At 59.4% G+C, this 23,206-nt stretch carries 23 protein-coding genes; 9 read left to right on the top strand and 14 right to left on the bottom strand.

Annotated features, from left to right (window positions below):
• Window positions 1-18 precede the first annotated feature (18 nt).
• Complete coding sequence (locus MWU51_RS02365; RefSeq protein WP_247034223.1) at window positions 19-225, top strand: heavy-metal-associated domain-containing protein; 207 nt, start codon at window positions 19-21, stop codon at window positions 223-225.
• Window positions 226-283: 58 nt separating this feature from the next.
• Here MWU51_RS02365 and MWU51_RS02360 read toward each other — a convergent pair whose 3' ends face one another.
• From MWU51_RS02360 to MWU51_RS02330, 7 genes are all read right to left on the bottom strand, one after another.
• A complete protein-coding gene (locus MWU51_RS02360) occupies window positions 284-1,012 on the bottom strand; it encodes a DsbA family protein (RefSeq protein ID WP_247034221.1) in 729 nt (242 codons plus the stop codon).
• 2 nt (window positions 1,013-1,014) lie between these two features.
• Entirely contained in the window at window positions 1,015-1,428 is a 414-nt protein-coding gene (locus tag MWU51_RS02355; protein ID WP_247034213.1) for a cytochrome c, read from the bottom strand.
• Between the two features lie 62 nt (window positions 1,429-1,490).
• Window positions 1,491-2,882, bottom strand: a complete 1,392-nt coding sequence (locus MWU51_RS02350; RefSeq protein ID WP_247034212.1) for a multicopper oxidase family protein — start codon at window positions 2,880-2,882, stop codon at window positions 1,491-1,493.
• A 49-nt stretch (window positions 2,883-2,931) separates the two neighbouring features.
• Entirely contained in the window at window positions 2,932-3,873 is a 942-nt protein-coding gene (locus MWU51_RS02345; protein ID WP_247034202.1) for a cytochrome c, read from the bottom strand.
• A 1-nt stretch (window position 3,874) separates the two neighbouring features.
• The gene (locus MWU51_RS02340) at window positions 3,875-4,459 is read right to left on the bottom strand and encodes a cytochrome c (RefSeq protein WP_247034194.1); all 585 of its coding nucleotides are present in this window, start codon (window positions 4,457-4,459) and stop codon (window positions 3,875-3,877) included.
• Window positions 4,460-4,854: 395 nt separating this feature from the next.
• Window positions 4,855-5,313, bottom strand: coding sequence for a cytochrome c (locus tag MWU51_RS02335; RefSeq protein ID WP_247034193.1), 459 nt, complete (start codon window positions 5,311-5,313; stop codon window positions 4,855-4,857).
• A 32-nt stretch (window positions 5,314-5,345) separates the two neighbouring features.
• Entirely contained in the window at window positions 5,346-5,858 is a 513-nt protein-coding gene (locus MWU51_RS02330) for a L,D-transpeptidase (protein WP_247034191.1), read from the bottom strand.
• A gap of 788 nt (window positions 5,859-6,646) precedes the next feature.
• Between MWU51_RS02330 and MWU51_RS02325 the strand changes: the two genes are divergently transcribed.
• From MWU51_RS02325 to MWU51_RS02310, 4 genes are read left to right on the top strand one after another with little or no spacing between them, the layout of a single operon-like run.
• A complete protein-coding gene (locus MWU51_RS02325; RefSeq protein ID WP_247034189.1) occupies window positions 6,647-7,408 on the top strand; it encodes a DsbA family protein in 762 nt (253 codons plus the stop codon).
• Window positions 7,402-9,522, top strand: a complete 2,121-nt coding sequence (locus MWU51_RS02320) for a protein-disulfide reductase DsbD domain-containing protein (RefSeq protein WP_247034187.1) — start codon at window positions 7,402-7,404, stop codon at window positions 9,520-9,522. The genes MWU51_RS02325 and MWU51_RS02320 overlap by 7 nt, the downstream gene beginning before the upstream one ends.
• A gap of 60 nt (window positions 9,523-9,582) precedes the next feature.
• Window positions 9,583-10,527, top strand: coding sequence for a cation diffusion facilitator family transporter (locus tag MWU51_RS02315; protein WP_247034185.1), 945 nt, complete (start codon window positions 9,583-9,585; stop codon window positions 10,525-10,527).
• On the top strand, window positions 10,520-11,296 hold the full coding sequence (locus MWU51_RS02310; RefSeq protein ID WP_247034182.1) for a hypothetical protein: 777 nt from the start codon (window positions 10,520-10,522) through the stop codon (window positions 11,294-11,296). Before MWU51_RS02315 ends, MWU51_RS02310 begins: the two co-directional genes overlap by 8 nt.
• A 179-nt stretch (window positions 11,297-11,475) precedes the next feature.
• Here the strand turns inward: MWU51_RS02310 and ccmI are convergent, their stop codons facing one another.
• The 7 genes from ccmI to MWU51_RS02275 form a co-directional block, all read right to left on the bottom strand.
• The gene (ccmI, locus tag MWU51_RS02305) at window positions 11,476-12,642 is read right to left on the bottom strand and encodes a c-type cytochrome biogenesis protein CcmI (protein ID WP_247034180.1); all 1,167 of its coding nucleotides are present in this window, start codon (window positions 12,640-12,642) and stop codon (window positions 11,476-11,478) included.
• Window positions 12,642-13,118 carry a cytochrome c-type biogenesis protein gene (locus MWU51_RS02300; RefSeq protein WP_247034178.1) on the bottom strand — a complete coding sequence of 159 codons (477 nt, stop codon included), beginning with the start codon at window positions 13,116-13,118 and terminating at the stop codon, window positions 12,642-12,644. The genes ccmI and MWU51_RS02300 overlap by 1 nt, the downstream gene beginning before the upstream one ends.
• Complete coding sequence (locus MWU51_RS02295; RefSeq protein ID WP_247034176.1) at window positions 13,115-13,678, bottom strand: DsbE family thiol:disulfide interchange protein; 564 nt, start codon at window positions 13,676-13,678, stop codon at window positions 13,115-13,117. Before MWU51_RS02295 ends, MWU51_RS02300 begins: the two co-directional genes overlap by 4 nt.
• Window positions 13,679-13,682: 4 nt before the next feature.
• Window positions 13,683-15,683 carry a heme lyase CcmF/NrfE family subunit gene (locus tag MWU51_RS02290; protein WP_247034174.1) on the bottom strand — a complete coding sequence of 667 codons (2,001 nt, stop codon included), beginning with the start codon at window positions 15,681-15,683 and terminating at the stop codon, window positions 13,683-13,685.
• A gap of 104 nt (window positions 15,684-15,787) precedes the next feature.
• Window positions 15,788-16,108, bottom strand: coding sequence for an SHOCT domain-containing protein (locus MWU51_RS02285; protein ID WP_247034170.1), 321 nt, complete (start codon window positions 16,106-16,108; stop codon window positions 15,788-15,790).
• Window positions 16,105-17,514, bottom strand: a complete 1,410-nt coding sequence (locus tag MWU51_RS02280; RefSeq protein WP_247034167.1) for an ATP-binding protein — start codon at window positions 17,512-17,514, stop codon at window positions 16,105-16,107. The genes MWU51_RS02285 and MWU51_RS02280 overlap by 4 nt, the downstream gene beginning before the upstream one ends.
• The gene (locus MWU51_RS02275; protein ID WP_247034165.1) at window positions 17,514-18,236 is read right to left on the bottom strand and encodes a response regulator; all 723 of its coding nucleotides are present in this window, start codon (window positions 18,234-18,236) and stop codon (window positions 17,514-17,516) included. Before MWU51_RS02275 ends, MWU51_RS02280 begins: the two co-directional genes overlap by 1 nt.
• A 170-nt stretch (window positions 18,237-18,406) precedes the next feature.
• Between MWU51_RS02275 and MWU51_RS02270 the strand changes: the two genes are divergently transcribed.
• The 4 genes from MWU51_RS02270 (at window position 18,407) to MWU51_RS02255 (ending at window position 22,923) form a co-directional block, all read left to right on the top strand.
• Window positions 18,407-19,030 (top strand): calcium-binding protein, encoded by a 624-nt coding sequence (locus MWU51_RS02270; RefSeq protein ID WP_247034157.1) that lies wholly within the window; start codon window positions 18,407-18,409, stop codon window positions 19,028-19,030.
• A gap of 213 nt (window positions 19,031-19,243) precedes the next feature.
• Window positions 19,244-19,630: a DUF302 domain-containing protein gene (locus tag MWU51_RS02265; protein WP_247034155.1), complete on the top strand. Its 387-nt coding sequence runs from the start codon at window positions 19,244-19,246 to the stop codon at window positions 19,628-19,630.
• Between the two features lie 238 nt (window positions 19,631-19,868).
• Complete coding sequence (locus tag MWU51_RS02260) at window positions 19,869-20,522, top strand: VTT domain-containing protein (protein ID WP_247034153.1); 654 nt, start codon at window positions 19,869-19,871, stop codon at window positions 20,520-20,522.
• A 67-nt stretch (window positions 20,523-20,589) separates the two neighbouring features.
• Window positions 20,590-22,923, top strand: a complete 2,334-nt coding sequence (locus MWU51_RS02255) for a heavy metal translocating P-type ATPase (RefSeq protein WP_247034151.1) — start codon at window positions 20,590-20,592, stop codon at window positions 22,921-22,923.
• Window positions 22,924-23,206: the final 283 nt, after the last annotated feature.

Here is a 23,206-nt window from a genome sequence, read left to right as displayed (position 1 = left end):
CATTCAGAGGAGACAGACATGACCAGATTGAGCATTCCGGATATGAACTGCGGGCACTGCACCGCTGCCATCGAAAAGGCAATCAAGACAATCGACCCAACCGCCAGGGTTTCCTGTGACCTTAGGGCGCATATTGTGGAGGTGGAGAGCTTCTTGAGCGAGCGAGCCGTTTCCGAAGCAATTCGCGATGCCGGATATGACGTAAAGGCACCGGCCGCGACCTGATACGGAAATTGGCGCCGATGAGTTCGGCGCCATTTCATCACGTGACTGAGGCGCGAGATCAGTCGCTTTCCCGTGTCTTGTCGACCAGAGCCTCAAGTTGCTCCTGCTCGACAAAGCCGGGCACGAGGTCTTCGCCAATCACGAAAGATGGCGTTCCGTTGAAGCCAAGCGCTTGTGTCAGACGCATTGACACGTCGATATGCTCCTGCACCTCGGGTGCTTCCATATCGACACGAAGCTGCTCGACATCAAGCCCGATTTCCTCGGCCAAGCGCATGACTGACGCTTCTTCGGCGCGTTCTTTCATGCCCATCAACGCCCAGTGAAGCTCATCGTATTTGCCCTGCTCTCTTGCGGCCAGTGCGGCTTTGGCTGCAAATACCGAACCATCGCTGAGAATGGGCCATTCACGATAGACGAGCCGGACATTCGGGTCGGCGTCGAGCAGTCCTTGAACTTCGGACATGGCCCGCTTGCAGTAAGGGCAGTTGTAGTCGAAGAACTCCACGACGGTTACATCGCCCTCGGGATTTCCCAGAATTGGCGCGTTCGGATCATGCTCGAGCAACTGGCGCTGGTTTTTAAGAACGTCCGCTGCCGTCTCAGCCTGGGAGGCCGCCTGCGCCTGTTCGAGCAACTGGACTGCTTCCATGATGATCTGAGGGTTTTCACGGATCGCTTCCAGCGCCAGCTCTTTGATCCGCGCATCGCTCAACTCCTGTGCGAAGCTGGCGATCGGCGCAATGGCCAAGCCAAGCGCCAAGGCGGTGCTTTTCGTTCGGTGCATTCTCAATTTCCTTGTCTCTGGCGATCGGCGGCGCTGCGCCCAGCCTGCAACTCGCGCTGCCGGTCTGGCCATGTTGATTTGATATAGGCGAGTATGTTCCAGATCTGATCGTCGGTCAGTTGATCGCCGAAGCCGGGCATGCCGCTTTCAAAATCGACGCCCTGTGCGGCAAGGGCGGCCTTGCCGCCAAGCTTGGTGTAATCGAAGAGCACGCTGTCTGGATGATGCCATGTATGGCCCGTCTCGTCATGCGGTGGAGCGGGCAACACGCCATCCGGTCCGGGTGAACGCCAATCGGGTTGACCCTCGAGGTTCGCGCCGTGGCAGGAGGCACAGTAGTCCTGATAGTATTGCTCGCCCTGCGCCAGATCAACACTCGCAGAAAGATCATTCGTTTGCGCAACAGCTTGCGTCATCAACCATGCGCCAGCCGCGATTAAGCACATGAGTCCGGCAGAAAGGATCAAGTATTTCCGCATCATGTCACCTCAAGCCAGGTCATCATACCGGAAGCAGCGTGGCTCAACATATGACAGTGGAAAAGCCATTTTCCCGGATTGTCTGCGGTGAAGGCGATGGTTCGAGTCTCGCCGCCGAACATTAGCAGGGTGTCACGGAGGTGACCAAGGCCCGCGTCCTTGGTCACCTCGCGGAAATGCATTCCGTGCAGGTGCATTGCATGGGGAAATGAGGTGTCATTGTAGATATCCAGCTTAATTGTCTCACCCTTTGAAACGCTCACGAGCGGTACATCGGTCATCCCTATCGTTCCGTTGAAGGACCAGAACTGGTTCGCCTCGATCAGTTGGCGGAAGCTCTTGCGTTCGCCGTTCAGAATGGCCGCATCCAGCGTACCCATTGCGCCGCCCTGCATGTTAAGGCGCGCCGTCACGGCCTTTTTGGTGCCGGACACATCCATTCCCGGGTTCGAAGGCAAGGGACGCGGTGGTTCACGGCGCGCCGATGCCGCGCGGCCCGACACTGGAAACGCCACCTGGGAGGCACCCTCTTGGTCTTCGATGCGCACGAGGTGGGCGGTTTTGCCAGACTCAGCTGTCACATCGACGATCAGATCGGCACGCTGGCCTGGTCCGAGGATCAGAGCGTCGGTCAAGGGCTTTGGTTGGGTTAGCGGCATGCCGTCCAACGCCATCGTCCAGCCTTCCATACCGGAAAGCGCCAGAACGAATATTCGGGCATTTGCCGCATTGATGAGCCGCAGGCGCAGACGTTCGTGCTGTTTCACGTCCAGCGTCAGGTCGTGGCGTCCGTTGGTGGCGATGAAGTTGCCACGCCGTCCCGCATGGCTACGATCATGACGGGAATCAAAATCGGGATCGATCTGCGCCGTTTCGGGATTGAGAAGCCAATCGTCAAGGATCAATACCTCCTCGCGGTCGATATCCTGTGCTTCGGCCTCTTCCACAATTATCGCCCCGTATAGCCCTCGCGCGACCTGTTCGGCCGACCGATTGTGTGCGTGGTACCAATAGGTGCCAGCATCAGGTACCACGAAATCATAGTCAAAGCCTTGTCCTGGTTCGACGGCTGGTTGTGTCAGACCGGCGACCCCGTCCATCACATTATCGATGCGGACCCCATGCCAATGGATTGAACTCGCTTGAGGCAGTTCATTCAGGAACGTTTTCTGAATCCGCGCTCCTTGTGCCAGCCGCAGTTCGGGCCCTGGCATCTCGCCGTTATACCCCCATATTTTCGTCTCCGGGAATGACCGTGGAGCCAGCTGGACGGTTGCGGGCCGCGCCGTGAGTTGGCTAAATCGTGGCGTTGCAGCTCGTCCCAAAGTCGGTACAGTCGCGGCCGCGATCATCGCCGCACCCTGCCCAAGAAATTTTCGCCGTGTTGCCATTTTTCTGCATGTCCTTGTAGTAGTCGGGGCGGCGAGCCGCCCCGCCGTGTTAATCAATGTTTTTATAGTTTCTTGGCGTGCCGGCCAACGTCCTGCCTCCAGGCACATCGCTGTCGAGAAGATAAATCGCCATCGCTTTCAGATCCGCCTCCGAGAGAAACCGCGTACCGTTCTGGACGACCTCACCCATGCTGCCGCCGAAGATATCTCCTGACGGGGTAACCCCACTTTGCAGAGCGAAGGACAGATTGGAGACTGTCCACCCGCGTTCTAGCAGATCATCGGACAGGATCGACGGGGCTTTATTTCCACCTGGCAGATCGTCGTTGCCTGCAAAAACGGCATCGGGCATGCGCCCGCCTACAAGGTTTCGGCCAGTGTGACAGGCACCGCAATGGGCGGCACCACGCACCAGTTCACGACCCCGGTTCCAATCGTCACTCTTCCCCCTCACGGGTTCGGTTTGCGGATCGCCAATGAACGCCGCGCGCCAGAGCTTTAACCCCCAGCGCTGGTTGAACGGAAAACCAACGTCGTGCGGTGGCGCGGCGGCTGCCACCGGTGCGACCGTCTGGAACGCCGCCCACATATCGGCGATGTCCTGATCGGAAAAATCCGCGTAGAACGGATATGTGAACGCGGGGAAAAATGGCTCACCTTCGGGCGAAACCCCTTGCCTGACGGCCATCGCAAATTCCGACACGCTCCAGTTTCCGACGCCATTCTCAGGATCGGTGGTTATATTCGGGGGATAAAAGACGCCAAACGGGGTTTCGAGCGGCGCGCCTCCGGCCAGCGGAGCCCCCCCACCCTCGAAATTCGTGTGACAGGCGATGCATCCGCTCGCGCGCGCCAGATAGGCGCCGCGTTGGACATCACCGGTCAACTCGATCTCGGCGGGCGGATGGCCGATCGGCCAGGCCACCAGTGCCGCGACGGCCGCCGTGCCCACAAGGGCAAAGACGGCAGTACCTGCAAGAACCCGCCTCATCTCACTTCGCCTCGGCGCGGAAGCGGCTGTGGCAGGACGAACAGGTGTTGCTGACCATTGCGAAAACCGCAACGACCGGCATTTCAGCCAGTTCTTCACGACTCATGGCGTTATCGGCCTTCATGCCACCGCCGCCCATCATCGTGTCAGCTCCCATCATGTCGGTTTCACCCATCATGGCGCCCGCACTCGGCATCGCGCCCGGTTGAGTTGCGGTTGAGTTGTCAGCGGCAAGGGCCAAGCCCTCGGAGTATGTGTGCAATTCTTCCGCAAGCCTCGCGAAGCTCTCCCAATCCTGCCAGATCGCATCTTTGGCGACCGAAGGCATGCCGCCGCTGCCTTCCGGGAACAGGCGGGTCATGGTGTCGCCAGCATGCTTGCCGATGGTTTCTGCGGCGTGTCGCACCGTGTCGGCATCATAGGCGGTTTCGCCGCTCATCATGGGCGCGACCTGCTTCACGGCTTTGCCCATCGCCGACATCGCGTCCATGCGCTCCTTCACGATACCGGTCGCGCCGCCATGGGCAAGTGCCGCCGATGCCACGCCGACAAGCACGGCTGAAGTAAAAATCTCTGTATATCTCATGTCGTGATCCTTCAAATCCTGATTTCGAGGTGTCTCCGATCAGGTAAGGGATCGCGGCGGCGGCGGTTCGTAGGTGGGTCCGATGCCATCACGCGTTGTAGGGAGAAGCCGAAACCTGTTGGTCACCGTACGTCCGAGTTGGTTTGTATGCATTGGATCCACCTCGATCGCGGCAAGCGCACAATCAGTTCCAGGATGGCAATGCCCGAACACCTCTTGGGTAACCGAGTGATTTTTGCCATGACCCTCATCAACTACTGCGTGGGTTTCGGTTGTCGCAGCGGGGGTGGAAGAATGCGCCTCAGCACCTTGAGGGGCCAAGCCGAATGCGAAGAGCGCGCATAAAAGAATCGCGCGCATCAAGGCGAAAGGCCCGACTATGACTTTTTCGTCGCTCAAAAGATGCCGTTCTCCTTCTGGAGTTCACGAATGTAACGCGCGATCATTTTGACGTCTCCGTCGGTCAGACCCTCAACCGCAGGCATGTTGCCGAAACGCCAGTGATGCGCCCGCACACCGTTCTTCGCTGCAAGAATAAACGCCATGTCGGAATGATGGCTGGGTTCATAGATCTTGTGGACAAGCGGCGGTGCGACGCCATTTTGACCCGCGGCATTCGCTGCGTGACACTCTATACATTTCGCTTCGAACGCCCGTTTCCCCATTTGTGCTTCTGCCGACAGTTCCGCGGGAAGCGCCACATCCACGATCGCAGCACCCTCGACCAGGTTGCTGGTATCGGGTGGAACCATCGAATGACTCGCGCCCTGCGGCGCAGGTTGCATTGCGTTCCAAAAGATCGCCCCCCCACCAACGAGGAAGAAGGCAATTATCGCCATCAATGTCTTGTTCATACTGCTTTTTCCTCTGCAACCTGATGACGCGATTAAATGAGTTTGACCTGTGTTCCAACGGGCGTTCTGTTGAACACCTCGACGATATGCTCGTTATAAAGGCCTATGCAGCCGTTCGATGATTTACGACCGATCTTGCGCGTATCGTTGGTGCCGTGAATGCGATAATACTGCCAGCTCAGATGCATCGCGCGGATGCCCAGCGGGTTGTCCGGCCCCGGCGACACATAACGCGGCAAGCTGGGGTCGCGTTCAATCATCGCTGGGGTCGGCGCCCAGTCGGGGGCGTTATCCTTAAAAACGATCTCGGTATAGCCACGGCGTGTCAGTTCGTCCGACATTGGTACCGATGTCGGGTAGATGCGCATCTCACCATCGGCGGTCCAGTGCTGAAGAACCTTTGTGATCGTATCTGACAGCAAGATGCCTTTGCCGAGAGTGTCGAAATGATCCTGCCAATCGTGCAACCGAAAAGAGGAAATGTTGCGCGTCGCTGGTGCAGCTTGCTGAGCCCAAAGCACGGATGGAGCCGCTAATGAAGCCATGCCACTGGCACTCGTCATTAGAAATCGACGTCGATCGAAGGTCTTTTCAGTCTGCCTCATATTGGCCTGCTCTCATATCTGAAATGTGGCTATTTAAGTAGGATAAACCACCTTCCAGCACGGGAAGGTCAAGCGAGAGCGCTCTGACAAAACAGTGATTTTTGTATCCTTTTGTAACATTGACCTTCCGGTGCAGGAAGCCTTTAGCCCATCACCTGTATTGAAGAGGTAATGAAATGAATGAACGCGAAACTCTTCCTGAGCAATCGAGCGAAATGCGGCTGATGAAATACGCCATGTGGACCTGCTGCGCAGTGATGCTAATTCCCGTTGCGGCTTTCGCAGTCGCAGGTAGGCATTCAAGTGATCTGTCCTTCGGACTCTCCGCATTCGCGCCCGTTCTTGTTTGTGTCGGCGCTCATGTGATCGCTCATCGGATGATGGGGATAGCATGCCATGGGGCAGCTGGCGAAAAGGGCAGGCAGACCGGCAATGGGCGGATCCAGACGGATCAAAGTGTAGCCGTCGAATAGATGGTGGCGAGGTTAAGTATCTTTCGCTGGTTTTTACTGCTCCTGATCACACTCTTGCTCGGCGCGTGTGCTCAGACAATAAGCCAATGCAATCCCAGCGGTGATACCCAAATCACCTCAAAGCGCCAAGTGGCCGACCTCCCCGAAGGTTGTATGGTAAAGCGGGTTACCGACAGTGGGTTGGCGGTGCTTGAGTGCCAAGAAGGCAGGAGGGGATTCGCCGTTGATCTGGAGTGAAGGAGAAAGTGACAAGATATGATTGAGAAGCGGCGACATACTCTGGGGGTTCTCGCGGCTCTTGTGGCTGCCTATGTTGGTTTCAGGTATTTTCCAGATATTCGTCCGACCGAGCTTAACTTCGACGAAGTTCACAATCCACTGGGATTTCGTAGGCTATCTGTTGGGGAAAGTTCGGGTGGATTCGATCCATTCTTCGGATTGATTGCTCCGAACACCGATATTTTAGCGGAAGCTGAGGCGCGTGTCAGGGCAGATATTTGCGGCGCGTTGTACGGCGATTTTCTGTCTGAAACACAACTCGTTCCGGCCGCGTCCTTTTCGGATTATTACTGCCCTTTCTGTCGTGTCCAGACAAAAACCCTTGCCGCACTCGACGCGCGTACCGACAGCAACTTACACGTCAATTGGCATGAATTGCCGCTTCTCGGGCAGCCTTCGGATATTGCGGCAAAGGCTGCTCTGGCGGCGAAGCGCCAGGGCGCCTATGTCGCCTTTCATGAGCGGCTTATGAAATCCCCCTTTGTGGCGACGCCGGAATACTTACAAGCTTTGGCACAGGACATCGGTATCGATCACAGGCGTCTGGTTGCCGACATGCAGGGCGCCGCAGTTGTCAGAGAATTGGAGAACAGTGCGGCTCTGGCGAAGGTTTTCGGATTCATTGGCACGCCCGCGCTGGTGATTGGTCGAACGGTTATCCAAGGCCAGGTCGATGAGGCTACTATCCTGCGTATTGCAGAGATGGAGATCGAGGAAAATTGGACGTCCCAATGTTAGAATACGTGTTGGAAAAATTCTTCCGGGTTTTCGCTTCAAGGCTGATCTTGCTGATCTGCGCCAGCGCGGGACTGGCTAACGTTTCGAATGCGGCCGAGTCCGAGAGTTTTTCCAACACGGCCGTCCAGGCGCGTCTGATCGTTGCCGAGAACGGTGTTGGCCCGAACGCGATGTCACTGTCAGCCGGGCTTCATTTGAATCTGGGCGAGGGCTGGAAAGCCTATTGGCGGTCGCCCGGCGAGGTCGGCACTCCCCCATCGATCGACTGGACCGGGTCGGAGAATGTAGCGGAGGTCAATTTGTTGTGGCCCGCGCCGCAACGGTTCACCGCTTTCGGGATCGAGAATTTCGGATATCACGATGACGTGGTGCTTCCGCTGCGCATCACATTGGCCGAGCCTGGCGCGCCAGTACATTTGAATGCCAATGTCACGCTCTTGACCTGTTCGATTGTTTGCGTCCCGCAGGAGTTCACGCTAACGCTCGCATTGCCACGAGCCAGCGGCGTTGACGCCGCTGCGGCCGCGCTCATTTCTTCCTATGTGAAAAAGGTTCCGGACGACGGCGCTGAGAGTGGTATCTCGATTCAGTCGGCCTATTTCGATCCCGATATGACGGCGCTGACTTTGGCCGCGCGAAGCGAGCAACCGTTTGACAGCCCGGATGTCTTTCCTGAACTGGGCGCGGGAACGGCATTTGGCAAGCCCGATATCCGCTTGGGCGAAGGTAGTCATCTGCTCTGGGCCCGTCTGCCCGTTTTGAATGTGGAGACGGACTTGCCCGATTTATGGCTCACAGTGACAGATGGCGAGCGCTCGGCCAGCTTGTTCGCGGAGTTGACCGATGAAGCGCCGAAGCCACCCTTCACGCTTGATCGCGTGCTGCCGGGCGTGGCAGAACTGGCTTGGGTTGCCGCAATCGCCTTCCTTGGCGGGCTTATTTTGAATGTCATGCCGTGCGTGCTGCCGGTACTCTCTATCAAACTTTCATCGACTATGAAGATGCGAGATCAAGGCAGGGGTCGCATCCGCATGGGGTTTGCGGTCTCCGCGCTCGGCGTATTAGCGTTCATGTGGACGCTTGCGGCTTTGACGATCGCGGCGCGCGGTCTTGGGATGACTGTGGGCTGGGGCCTGCAATTCCAGAACCCCTTATTTCTGGCGGTGATGTTCCTAATACTCGCAGTGTTTTCTGCCAACCTTTTCGGGGCGTTTGAAATCTCCGTCCCGTCGTCGTTGCAGACGCGACTCGCGCGCGCTGGTCGCGGAAAAGGCTATACTGGCGACTTTGCCACGGGCGCATTTGCAGCCGTCCTCGCGACGCCATGTTCGGCGCCCTTCCTCGGCACCGCCGTGGCTTTTGCTTTGGCCGGGGGGGCACTCGACATCACGGTGATATTCACCGCTCTGGGCTTGGGTCTGGCCTTTCCCTATCTTCTTGTTGCCGCGTTTCCAGCGGCGATCTCGCACCTGCCGAAGCCGGGCCGCTGGATGCTGTGGCTAAAGATTCTGCTCGGGCTGGCATTGGTGGGAACGGCCGGCTGGCTGTTCTGGGTGCTCATCGGTGTTGGCGGGGTTCGCTCGGCTCTTGCGGTTCTGGCACTCAGTGCGATCCTGGTCACGATCCTTTCCTTCAATCGGCTGTCTACGGGCATCCGCTTGTCTGGAGCTGCAGTCATGGCTGCTCTGGCCATTGTCTCGGCGGGATATCTGTCCGAGGCCAGCACACCGAACGTCACCTTGGCGACAGAATGGACCGCATTCGACCGTGGAGAGATTGCAAAGCTCGTGTCGCGAGGAGAAGTCGTCTTCGTCGATGTGACCGCCGATTGGTGCCTCACCTGCAAGGCCAACAAAGCGCTTGTGCTCGACCGTGAGCCGGTCCTAAGCGCCATCCGCACGTCGGGTGTGACGGCAATGCAGGCCGATTGGACCCGTCCTGACGACTCAATCTCACGCTATTTGGAAAGCTTCGACCGCTACGGTATCCCGTTCAACGCGGTCTATGGGCCGGGCGCGCCGGAGGGGATCGTCTTGCCTGAGCTTTTGTCGTCCGAGGCTGTGCTCTCCGCGTTCGAGAAAGCGGCGGAGAGATCAGTCGCTTCGGGCGATTAAGATGTGGTTGTTCTGCCTATGCTGGATAGGAATTGTTAAATGTCTCAGGAGGGATGTTCAATGAGTGCAGAAAAAGAAACCCATATCGGCGGGCACGGATTACACATGCCGACAAGTGGTCGGGGCATGGTCATCTCGGCCTGGCTGACTGGCGTTTACTTCATCGTGGAACTGGGTATCGGACTGTGGACCGGATCGATCGCGGTCCTGTCGGATGCATTCCACACGTTTTCCGCAGTGGGCGGAATCCTCGTAGCCCTAGGCGCGGCCCGACTGTCCCGCCGGCCTGCCGATGCGGATTTCAGCTTTGGCTGGTACAGATCTGAGATTCTCGGCGCCCTGGTCAATGGCGGGTTTCTGGCCGGCATGGCGCTGGTCGTGATTTACATGGCGGCGATGCGCCTGAATGCACCGATCGATTTACCGACAGGGCCGATGTTGCTTGCCGCGGCCGGGGGCCTTGTGACAGAGTTCATTTCGCTTGGCCTCATCTGGAAACAGAGCCAGAGCGACATGAACGTGCGCGGCGCGCTCTGGCATATCATCCAGACCTTCGTGGGCAGCCTGCTAATCATCGTCACGGCGTTGGTGATCCGCTTTACCGGTTTCCTGATGATCGACCCGCTTTTGGGAATGGCATTCGGCTTCGTGTTGCTCTGGGCCAGCTGGGGCATCCTGCGAGATGCGGCGCGGCTGTTGATGGAGGCAACGCCGAGCGAGATCGATTTGGAGTCGGTGATCGCGGATCTGGAAACGCTCGACGGGGTGCGCGATGTGCATCACGTCCACGCATGGACATTGACCAGCGGGCGCAACGTGTTTTCGGCCCATCTCCGCGTCGGTGACGGCGCGGATCCCCAGGCGGTGCAACGACGGGCACATCGCGTGCTGCGCGAAGATCACGACTTCTTCTTCGTAACGCTCCAGACCGAAACCGAGTGTCTCGACGAGCGCGGCGCCGAAATGATCGATATTACCTCGGACCGTCAGGCCGGCAATGGCTGACGGTTCGCTCCGCCTGTGGTTGGCACGCAAGCTGATCCGACGCCTCGTCGCCCGGGCGGCGCGGCGCGGTCTTGTCATACGCGGCCTGCGCGACACGGAGGGGCGCGAGACCCGCTGGCTGGCGCCGGAAATCGAGGCATTCGTAGTGGCGATGACCACGGAGGCAGACCACCTGCGCTCCCATGCAGGGCAGGCAAAGCTTCCGACTTTCGGTAGCCAGATGATGGTGGAAATGGCGATTTGGACGATGGCTGCCGACCGCAGCCTGCGCGCTTGCGCCATCGCGCCCGATTCCGCACGGCAGGTGGTTGCTGATCTCGGCTGGGACATCTACCGGCGGATGCTGGCGTTCAGCGCACTGCCCGTGCGCCTGCTCACCCGCGATTCCGGTCGCCGGCTGCGCTGGACCATCCGCGCGCTGCTGGTGTTCCCCTTCACACCCTCCGGCGCGCCAGGCTATGCCGTTCTGGTCAGCCGCGACGGCGACGACCTGTTGACCCATTTCACCCATTGCCCGCCGCAGAGCTTTGTGCGCCGCATGGCCCGGGCGGAGGACGACCCCGACTCCTTGGAAGCGTTCCGGCAGAGCTGGTGCCGCTACGACTGGCCCGGTGCCGACGTCATCGCAGGGGATGGTCGACGGGGCCACTATTTCCGCAAGCGTACTCTGTCCAATGGCGACCCGGTCTGCGACATGTGCTGGATCGCACACGCGGGCCGCAGCGCAGAATGCGGCCAGGAGAAACACGACGAGCCAGCGACGTCCTGAGAACGTGAACGAAAGAGGATCAGGATCGCCCCATGCGCACCATCCTGCTGCTTCTCACTACACTGACCAGACCTACGACGCGCAATGATCCGCATCGCGCAGTGCATCCCTGTCAATTCGTCCGAATCCCGCCAGCAAGGTTTCGCATCCTCGGTTGCGTGCCGAAGCGCGGCGCGCCGTCAGCTGCGAAGTTCTGTTAGTGCCTGCCTGATCCGCTGCACTCGCGGGTCGCCGGATGGCAGGCTTTCGGTCAACCTCTCGGCCGCCGCATAGGCCGCACGCGCCTTCTCCATCTCGCCCAGCACTCGATAGGCGTTGCCAAGCCGCATCCAGCCGTCCAGATCATTAGGTTCGTCCTGCAACCGCTCGGCCAGCCGCGTGACCATCGAGCGGACGAAGGTGCTCCTGTCTTGCTCGCTCATATCTGCCGACGCAGCCAAGTCGGCTGCGGTAGGGCCAGGCGTGTCTCTGTTAACCGTCGGAGCGAATGTTGCCAGGCTAACGAGGTCGCGGCCAAGTGTCTCTCCGATGCGGTTGGCCTGGGCGATGAACGCTTCCATCCAGGGGGCAGGGCCAGTGGCCGTGCCCAGACGGCCAGTCAGCAGATCGTGGGCCGCCTCGCTGTCGCCGGCCTGGTTGAGCGCAATGGCCTCGTAATAGGTGGCTGCCGGATTGGATGGGTCCATGTCGCGTGCCGCTGCGATGGCTTTGCGGGCAGCGGGTGTCACGATCCCATCATCTACAGCGATCATCGCCTCGGCGTATTGCGAAAGAATGGCCGAGGTTGCATCGGGGCGCTCGGTCACGTTCTCCATGGCGGAAACCGCATCCCTGTAGCGGCCCATGCGCATATAGGTTTGACCGAGCAACATCCAACCTTCGGTCGGGCCGCCGCCCGGATCGCTTTGCAAGCGGGCCAACAAACGCTCAGTCAACCCGGTGATTTCAACCTGTTGGTTTTGCTCCGCCTCACGCTCGGCGAACGCCAGGCTCGGCAGGTCGGGCGATCCCAGTTGCATGTAGAGTGCGCCTGCCGCCAAAGGTACCATCAAGGCAGTCGCCCAGACGACGATGCCTGAAGAGCGAGCAGATCTGGCTGGTTCCGCGTGCTGGCTCTTCCGTTCCAGCGACAGTATGCGCCGTTTGATCTCGATTAGGGCAGCGCGGGCTTCCTCCTTCGTGATCAGGCCGCGCTCCGCATCGGCGCGCACCTCATGCAACTGATCGGACAGGATGGAAACGGACCCTTCGGTGCGGCCGGAGATGTCCGAGCGGAGCGATCGCAGGGGGAGCAGCAGGCAAATTGCTGCAAGCAGCGCCAGGGACGCAAAGATAATCCATAGCATTACGATTCATTCCTTCCAGTCTGTGCCAGCAGTTTGGAAACCCGGCGCTCCTCTTCGTCGCTCAGGTCTGCATTCGCCATTCGCCGACCGGATCTGGCAAGGACCGCGACCGCGCCGCCGGAGCCGATCAGAAAGAGAATGAGGGGCGTCAACCAAAGAACGTAGGTTTCCGGTTTGAAGGGCGGTTTCAGCAGAACATAGTCGCCATAGCGGGCTTGGATATAGCCCAACACTTGCTGATCGGTGTCGCCAGCCATTAGCCTCTCGCGAACCAGCAGCCGCAGGTCACGCGCAACGCCTGCGTTGGAACTGTCGATGTCCTGATTCTGGCAGACCACGCAGCGCAGATCTTTCGAAATCGCGCGCGCACGCACCTCCAGGACCGGGTTGGCCAGCATTTCGTCGGGTTCGACGGCATGTGAGGCAAGCGGCAAGGCGATCAAGATCAGAGCCGTGAGGACAACGATTCGGATCATGTTCCCGCACCATTTATGGCGCGTGCCTGCGTGAGCGCGGTCGCAAACTTTTCTTCCGCGTCAGGACCTACGACCGGACCGACATAGCGGTAGAGAACTGTGCCATCGCCCGAAACGATGAAGGTTTCGGGGACGCCGGAAATACCCCATTCAATTCCGGCGCGGCCGTTTAGATCGGACCCGATCCGTTCGTAGGGATTGCCCAGATCTTCGAGCCAAGCGCGCGCGTCCTCGGGCTTGTCCTTGTAGTTGATCCCCATGAGCCGCACGCCGTCGCGTTCGACCATCTGCGTCAGGACAGCATGTTCGGCACGGCAGGGGACGCACCAAGAGGCGAAGACGTTGACCACAACCGGCGCGGGATTGTCCGTCAAGTATGCCTGTGACAGACCCGGTACGCCGACGCCGTCCAAGGCGTCTAAATCGAATTCCGGCACGGGTTGAGATATTAGGACCGACGGGATCGCGTTTGGATCTCGTTCGGGATTGAGGCCCCACAGGAAGAAGGCGCCCAAGACAAGGGCAATCAGGATCGGCGTGGCTGCGAGAAATCGTTTCATGGTTTTACTCCGCCGGCGTTGCTTGTGGTTTGAGTGTGGCGGAACGACGCGGTGCGCCAACGCGCAGGCGCCGATCCGATAGCGACAAGCCGCCGCCCAGCACCAGTAGCGCCGATCCGATCCAGATGAAGTTGACCAGCGGCTCGTAAAGAATGCGCAAAGTCCAAGCGCCCGATTGCGCCGCACCTTCCGCTGCTGGTTCGGCCAGCGAGGCGTAGAGATCGCCCGCCAGCGTCGAGCGGATGGCCGATTCGGTGGTCGTGCTCTGAGCCACCGGGTAGGAACGGCGCTCAGGATAGAGAATCGTGATAAATGCACCGTCGCGCATGACGACCAGCGTGCCCCGGTCGGCGGTATAGTTCGGACCTTGCAGTTGTTCGACACCGTCAAAGCGCACGTCGAACCCTGCAATCGCAATCTCGGCACCAGGCTGGACGAATACGATTTCCTCGGATTTCCAGGCGCTGGACCCGACGAAGCCAAAGACCGCGACGGCAAGGCCTGCATGTGCCAGCGTCATGCCGTGGGCTGCACGAGGCAGGTTGCGCGCCCTTCGAAAGGCCTGCGCGAACGGCACATCGAATAGCCTGATCCGGGTCGCCCATTCGCGCAGTGTCGCCAGAAGGAGCCAGGTGGCAATCGCGATTGAAAGATAGGCCAGAGCGGGCCCACCCTCGGTCAGGTACCAGACCGCAAGCGCGGCCAGCCCTGATAACAGAGCGACAAAACGGAGGCGTTGGAATACCCCCTTCAGGTCGGCACGCTTCCACGACAGGAACGGACCAACGGCCATAATCATCAATAGAGGCAGCATGATCGGTATGAAGGACGCATTGAAGAATGGGGGGCCGACAGAAATTTTCTGATCGGCCAACGCCTCAGTAAACAACGGATAGAGTGTACCGACCAGCACCGTTCCTGTGGCGACTACCAGCAGCAGGTTGTTGATCAGTAGGCCGCCCTCGCGGCTGATCGGTGCGAAGAGACCGCCGCCTTCCATCGACGGGGCGCGCCAGGCATATAGCGTAAGAGAGCCGCCGATAGAGAGACCCAGCAAGCCGAGGATATAGAGTCCGCGTTCGGGGTCGACCGCGAACGCGTGAACCGAGGTCAATAGGCCGGAGCGAACAATGAATGTGCCCAGCAGAGACAGTGAGAATGTCAGGATTGCCAGCAGGATCGTCCAGCTTTTGAAAGCATCGCGCTTTTCGGTGACGATTGCCGAATGCAACAGCGCAGTGCCCAGAAGCCATGGCATGAAGCTGACGTTCTCAACCGGATCCCAGAACCACCACCCACCCCAACCAAGCTCGTAATATGCCCACCAAGATCCCAGCGCGATGCCCGCTGTCAGGCTCATCCAGGCTGCCAGCGTCCACGGTCTCACCCAGCGGGCCCAAGCCGCGTCCACACGGCCCTCAATCAGCGCAGCGACTGCGAAGGAGAACACGATCGAGAACCCGACATAACCGAAGTAAAGGAGCGGTGGATGCATCGCCAACCCGACATCCTGAAGCAGTGGATTGAGGTCGTTGCCATCCGGTGGTGGCGGAAACACACGCTCGAACGGATTGGAGGTCAGCAGCAGGAAAGATAGGAAACCAGTGCTGATCCAAGCCTGCACCGACAGGGTGCGCGCCTTCAGTGCATCGGGAATGTTGGTCCCGAGCAGGGCGACACCTGCCCCGAAGGCAGCAAGTATCAGCACCCAGAGCAGTAGAGAACCTTCATGGCTCCCCCAAGTACCTGCGATCTTGAACAACATCGGCTTGAGGGAATGCGAATTCTCGACGACATTCCTGACGGTGAAATCGCTGACTGTGAACGATCGCATGAGGGCGGCGAAAGCGATGCCGATGAACACAAGTTGGGCGAGCGCCGATGCCCGCGCACTTCGCATCCAAACGAGATCACCACGGGAGGCGCCGAGGATGGGCAGGACGCTCTGCACCAATGCAATCGCCAGCGCCAGTGCCAGTGCGAATTGTCCAATTTCAGGTATCATATGGATACTCCGGTAAGTTGCTCGTTGTCTCGGTCATGCGGCATTCCCGACCTGGAAGGTCAAGCTCGGCTGCAGACCCCGCCTTCACATTGCCGTTAGTGGAGTCATCTCTGTATGCCGGGTTCCAGCTTTGCCAGCCGACGCTCGAATTCGTCGTCGTCGATTTCGCCGCGGGCAAATCGTTCACGTAGGAGATCGATTGCTTTCTGCCTATTGTCAGAGACTTGGTGGTTGGAAAACCCGCGAACCGCGAGCACGATCAAGCCGATGATAAGCGCCCAGAAAATCAACATTATCAGGCCACCGAAAATTCCGTGGTCGCCACCCCACATCATGTGGCCGAATCCCTCATAGGTATCGGCCACTCCCGGTGCCGCGACGAAAATGAGAGGTCCTGCGGCAATGATTGGGTTGTGAAATTTCATGTCATTGTCCTTTTGTTTTCCAAGGATTGCGATTCCAGCGGGAGCGTCACGGTCGCGACGAGGCCGTCTTCCACTCGGTTTGCGAGGCTGACGTCGCCGCCATGTGCCCGGATGATGGTCCGGGCGATAGACAGCCCAAGCCCGGTTCCTCCAGTCTCTCTCGAACGAGATTTCTCAAGCCTGAAATAGGGCTCGAAGACCTGTTCGAGGTCAGCATTCGGTATGCCGGGTCCATTGTCGCCAATTAAGATGAAGGCGTGATCGTCCTCACGTCCAAAGCTGACATCGACCTTTCCGCCATAGCGTTCCGCATTGTCTATGACGTTTCGAAGCGCGCGCCTGACCGATTGCGGCCGCAGTCGCAGGCGAATGGTCTCGCCTTCCTGCAATGCAAAGCTTTCCAGCATATCGGCGCGAAGCTGTTTGAGAAATGCGCCCAGCTCGACCGTTTCGTAGTCTTCTGAGCCCGCGATCCCTCGCGCGAAGGAAAGAGTCGATTCCACCATCTCTTGCATCTCTTCGATCGAGGCAATGAGGCTGTCGCGCGTCTCCCGCTCGTCGACCATCTCCGAGCGGACGCGGAGTGCCGTGAGAGGTGACCGAAGGTCATGTCCGAGCGCAGCGAGAAGCCGGGTCCGGTCGGCGAGGAAACGGGTCAACCTGTCCTGCATTCTGTTGAACGCCCGTGTTAGTTCGCGCACCTCTGCGGGTCCCATCAATGGCAGCGGCCTGACATTTTCGCCACGCCCGAGCCTGTCAGCGGCACCAGACACTCGCAGAAGCGGACCGGTCAGACGGCTCAGAAGAAACCAGAAAGCGGTAACAAGAATGATGGCAGCCGTGATGCCAAAGCTCACCAAAGACATCCAAGGCCATTGTAGCGGCGGGCGCTCGAACCTTGTGCCGACATTGAGCCACTGTCCGCCCGTCAGGGCAATAGATAGCTGCATTTCGATTGCCGACAGGTCGCCCCGCATCATCGCAAGGTGCATTTCGGCCATCTCGGGAGCCAGATGCGGCATCGGCAGGATCTCGTGGTCGACCTCGTGCAATTCCACGCGTATCTCGCGGTCGTCGGGGGGGCCAAGAAGACGGCGGACCCTTGCCTCGACTGCACCGCTGTCCGCGTGGGTCTCGTGATCGACGGCAGGCGCTTCCGACACCTCGAAGCGCACCAGTGGTGAATTGGCCGCCCGCAGAATAGCTGGTTCCAGCGTAGCAGGCGCTTCCTCGATCAACCGTGTCACATTCGCAGCCCGCCCGGCCGCTTCGAACCCGAGCGCGGCGCGAACTGCGAGACTCCGCTCGTCCACGAACAACCAGAGACTGACCACTTGGGCTGTCACGAGTGCAGCGATGATCAACAGAACCAGTTGGCCGCGCAGGCTGTCAAAGAGACGCGTCATCAGCCCAACTCCGTCACATCGGTTGCCAGGCAGTATCCACCACCGCGTACGGTCGTGATTAAGCGAGGACGGGATGGATCAGCCTCGATTTTTCGGCGCAGGCGGCTGATCTGATTGTCGATCGTCCGATCAAGGGGGGAAGCCGCGCGCCCGGCGGTGAGATCGAGAAGCTGATCACGGTTCAGAACGAGACGCGGCCGTTCGAGCAAAACGACCAGAAGCTTGAGATCCGAGCCTGTAAGATCCACACGCGCGCCGTTCTCATCGGTCAACAAGCGGCTGTCGGTATCCAAGGTCCACTGTGCGAAGGCGATGCGTCGTCCTGATAACTTACCAGCATAGGTCTCGGGCAGCGACGAACGCCGCAGGATGGCCTTTATCCGCGCAAGCAGTTCTCTGGGATTGAACGGTTTGGAAAGGTAATCGTCCGCTCCGATTTCCAGCCCGACGATGCGATCCGTCTCTTCGCCGAGTGCCGTCAACATCAGGATCGGCACGTCGCCTGTGGATGACAGGCGGCGGCAGACCGATAACCCGTCTTCGCCGGGCATCATGACGTCCAGGACGATGAGATCGAACTGTCCTTTTGCCAGCTTGGCGTCCATCTCGACAGCATCTCGTGCAGATGTCGCGCGCAGGCCGTTCTTCTCCAGGTACCGCGTAACGGAATCGCGGATTTCGCGATGATCGTCCACGACAAGGATATGAGGCTGTTCGTTCATGTTTCTCCTTTTAGCGATTGCCGCCTGGGTTTCCCGATGAGAATTGTCACGAAATGTAACAAGGGTGGCGTTTGCTACGAGGTGTTACAAAACCGTTGTTTCTCGGCATTCCACCACGACTTATCGCTACCATATGAAGTCCATCGAAACCAAAGCACGAGGAAATCACAATGACCCGCAGAATCTTGCTCACAGCGGCTGTCTTGGCTGCAACTGCAATCGGAAGTACCGCAATCGCAGAATCCAATCACGGACACGGCGGACAACCCGGCTCGAACGACCGCGCCGACATGATGATGAAAGACGGCTCTGGAATGATGGGCAGTATGGGAGACATGTCCAACATGATGGGCATGATGCAGCGTATGCACGGCCAGATGATGGGCATGATGCAGCGTATGCACGGCCAGATGATGGGCGGCGGCATGATGGGCGGAATGCACCCGATGGTGGGTGGCATGATGCAGATGTTCGACGCCGACGGTGACGGCACGGTGACGCCCGAGGAAATGCGCGCCGGACTACAGGCCAAGCTCACCGAATATGACAGCGACGGCGACGGCGCCTTGTCTATCGAAGAATTCGAGATGCTGCACAGCGCGATGCTCCGTGAGATGATGGTGGATCGGTTCCAGCACTTGGACGCCGATGGCGACGGCGCCGTTACAGCTGAAGAAATGATGGCTCCGGCAGACAAGTTGGAGCGCATGCAGCAAATGCGCGAAGGAATGGGGCAGATGCAGCCTGGTGATGGCCAAAGCATGGGCAATGGCGACATGATGAACGACAACTGAGCAATCTTTTGGGCGTCGGCCCACGGGCCAGTGCCCATATTTGGTGCTGAACCATGGTGGTGGATCGATGCAGAATTTGACCAGCTTCAACGGAGGTAAATCTGATGAGTCTTAGAATTATTACCGATTGGCTGTTTTTCGCAACGACTGCGATCATGTTGGGACATCCTGCACCGAAAAAGCAGCTGCGAAAGTGACCCCAAGGAGAAAGAAATGACTTATACTTACGACCGCTCGCTTACAGGCGTCAGCATTGACGACGCGGAAATGCGCGTTCGAGACGCCTTGGCCGAAAGAGGCTTCGGCGTCCTCACCGAAATTGACGTCAAAACGACGATGAAGGAGAAGATTGACGTGGATATGAATGGCTATCGTATCCTTGGCGCTTGCAATCCGCAGATGGCCCACAAAGCGATCGGGATAGAACCGCGCGTCGGCGCGATGCTGCCCTGCAACGTTATCCTGCGCGAAGTAAGCGGCAGCACAGAGATCAGCGCCATCGACCCAGTGGCGTCAATGCAGGCTATCGACAACGACCAACTCCACAGTGTTGCGGGAGAGGTCCGCGAGATGCTGCGCGAAGCTGTCGACGCGGCCTGATTGGCAGCTACATAACCTTCCCATCGCCGGAGCGCGAATGCGTCAGGGTACTGGTTTCGAACGTCAATAGTTGGGAGACAAGGCGGTATGGTAGCCGACAGTATCCAAGAAACAGAGACATGTAGCTGTGCCGGACCATTCAGCGTCGGCATCGACCTGTTGGGGGTAACCCTTATGTTTGCGCTCCATGTTCTGTGAAGCTCGAATAAGCCGGTTTCTTTCCCGGCGAACCGCACGAATGGTGGCCGGCGCGCTGCTGGTCCTCAGCATTCCCGCCTTGGCCTTAGGGCCGCTCGCCAACGTCATAGAAAGCTTCGATGGCGAGAGAGTCTCCAGCTGGGTCGAGGCCGCGGGGATATGGGGGCCGGTCCTTATCGTCTCCCTCATGACAATCGCGATCGTCGCGACACCCATTCCAAGCGCGCCGATCGCATTGGCAGCCGGGGCCGCTTATGGGCATGCCCTGGGGACCGTTTACATCGTTGTCGGGGCCGAACTCGGGGCACTTATCGCCTTCGCCCTGGCCAGGTTCCTTGGGCGCGATGCGCTTGTTGGATGGCTCGGTCGCAAGGTGGATGCGGGCTGGCTCGGCTCTCAGAACGCGTTGACCTTCACCGTTTTCGCCAGCCGGTTGATGCCTTTCATTTCATTCGACATTGTCAGTTACGCTGCCGGGTTGAGCCGTCTTCACTTCTGGCGTTTCGCCGTCGCTACGCTTGTGGGGATCATTCCGGCCAGTTTCGTGCTTGCCCATTTCGGAGGCGAGGCGACCAGTGGAAACCTGGTCCGGGCAACCTGGGCAGTGCTTGGCCTCGGGCTTGTGACCGGGTTGCCACTCCTCTGGATGGCCATGCGGAGACGGTCTGAAAAGGGTGCTCCCGACCACGGTTGAAACTGGCTTGACATTCCAGCTGCTGGAGGCCGCAAGCTGAAACGCGACATAGAAAGGTTGGCAGAACATGGAGCACGATCATCATCACACGGCGCCCGACATTCCGGCGGGGACCGAGACAGCAAAGGACCCGGTCTGTGGGATGATGGTCGCGGTCAAACCCGACGGGCGTCACGCGGAGTTCCAAAGCAAGGCCTTCCAGTTTTGCTCTGAGAGCTGCCAAACGAAGTTCGAGGCGGATCCGTGGTTCTATGCCTCGGGGCGCGCCGCCGGGCAAAAGAGGGCGGCCCCTGCGGACGCCCAGTTTACCTGCCCGATGCACCCGGAAATCGTCCGCGATGAACCCGGAGACTGCCCGATCTGTGGCATGGCACTGGAACCGATGCTGCCCTCGGACGAACCGAGCGAGGAGTTGACCGACTTCACTCGCCGGATGTGGATCTCGTCGGTGGCGGCGGTGCCGCTGATTATTCTGGCGATGGGTGAAATGGTCGCTTTGCCGGTGCGCGACTGGATCGGACACCAGACGGCCAGCTACCTGGAATTCGTGTTGGCAACGCCCATCGTCCTCTGGGCGGCATGGCCCTTCTTCAAGCGCGGCTGGGAGTCGGTGTTGAACCGCGCACCCAACATGTGGACCCTGATCAGCCTCGGCGTCGGGGCGGCCTATCTCTATTCGCTGGTCGCCACATTCCTGCCCGGCGTGTTTCCGGAACAATACCGGACGGGCGATGCGGTCGGCAACTATTTCGAAGCGGCGGTGGTGATCGTGACGCTGGTCTTTGTCGGACAGGTGTTGGAGTTGCGCGCCCGCGAGCGCACCGGCGATGCCATCCGGGCGTTGCTGGATCTCGCGCCCAAGATCGCCCGGCGTATCCTGCCCGACGGCACGGAATATGATGCGCCCTTGGAAAATATAATGGAGGGGGACAGGTTGCGGGTGCGCCCCGGTGACGCGGTGCCGGTGGACGGGGTGGTGATTGACGGCCGCTCCAGTTTGGACGAGAGCATGCTGACCGGCGAGTCGATGCCAGTAGAAAAGGGCCCGGGTGATGCGGTGACCGGGGCCACGATCAACCATAACGGCAGCCTCGTGATCGAAGCGGGCAAGGTCGGGGCCGATACTGTGCTGGCGCAGATTGTGGCGATGGTCTCAAACGCTCGCCGTTCGCGCGCCCCGATTCAGGGGATGGCCGACAGGGTCTCGGCAATCTTCGTCCCAACCGTGGTGGCCGTCGCTATTTTCGCGTTCGTCGTTTGGCTGATCTTTGGCCCGGAACCCGCGCTGGTCTTCGCCATCGCCTCGGCGGTGTCGGTGCTGATCATCGCTTGCCCCTGCGCGCTTGGCTTGGCAACACCGATTTCGATCACCACGGCGGCGGGGCGCGGTGCGCAGGCGGGCGTATTGATCAAAGACGCAGAGGCGCTGGAAAGGATGGCGGCGGTCGATACGCTGATCGTCGACAAGACCGGCACGCTGACTATGGGCAAGCCAAAGTTGACCGATACAGTTGTGTTGGCCGACCTGCCTGAAATTGACCTGTTGTCGCTTGCCGCAGCGCTTGAGCGTGGCTCAGAACACCCGCTCGCCGAAGCGATTGTCGAGGGGGCGGAGGCACAAAACGCGACCCGACATGAAGCGACCGATTTCGAGGCGGTCACCGGCAAAGGTGTGCGCGGCAAGGTCAAAGGGCGCTCAGTCGCGCTTGGCAATGCCGCGATGATGCTGAAAATGGGGCTGGACACGGCAAAGGCGGAAACCCAGGCGGACGCTTTGCGCAGCCTAGGTAAGACGGCCATGTTTATCGCTGTCGACGGCGCGCTTGTGGGCATCGTTGCGGTTGCCGACCCGATCAAGGATTCGACCGCGGAGGCGATCGATGAACTTCACGCTCAGGGGCTGCGCATCATCATGGCGACCGGCGACAACGAGCGCACGGCGCAGGCGGTGGCAAGCGAGCTGGGTATCGACGAGGTGCGCGCGGGAGTGTTGCCTGAAGCCAAGAAGGACCTGATTGACCAGTTGGGCCGCGACGGCCACAAGATCGCCATGGCGGGCGACGGGGTGAATGACGCTCCTGCCCTCGCCGCGGCCGATGTCGGGATCGCCATGGGCACCGGGGCTGATGTGGCGATGGAAAGTGCCGGCATCACCCTGTTGGGCGGCGACCTGATGGGCATCGTGCGGGCGCGCAAACTGGCGCGCGCCACGCTGCGCAACATCAAGCAAAACCTGTTCTTCGCTTTCGCCTACAACGCGCTTGGCGTGCCGATTGCCGCCGGGTTGCTCTATCCTGTTACCGGTTTACTGCTCTCACCAATGATTGCGGCAGCAGCGATGAGCCTGTCTTCGGTTTCGGTCATTAGCAATGCCCTGCGATTGCGTCGGGTTGATCTATAGGCAGTTTCAATAGGAGATGCGTATGGTGCCCTTCCACATTCCCGGCATGAGTTACAGAGACTGCAAGTCAGCGTCCGAAAAAATTATCAAAGCCCTCGACTGCCAGGGCGCGGATCGATCTCTATACGAAAGCGCGTCAGATCGCCCTGGACACGCGGGTTGAACAGAAAAATGCTCAGGCAGCGCTGGCCACAGTTGGCGGCCCTCAACAACAGTCTGACGCCGCGTCCAAACGCGATCCGACTTGGTGCGTCCGAGTTGAAACGGTGGATGAAACCGGTAA

Source organism: Aliiroseovarius sp. F47248L (genome assembly GCF_023016085.1).
GTDB lineage: Bacteria > Pseudomonadota > Alphaproteobacteria > Rhodobacterales > Rhodobacteraceae > Aliiroseovarius.
This window is presented reverse-complemented; position numbering and strand designations above follow the sequence as displayed.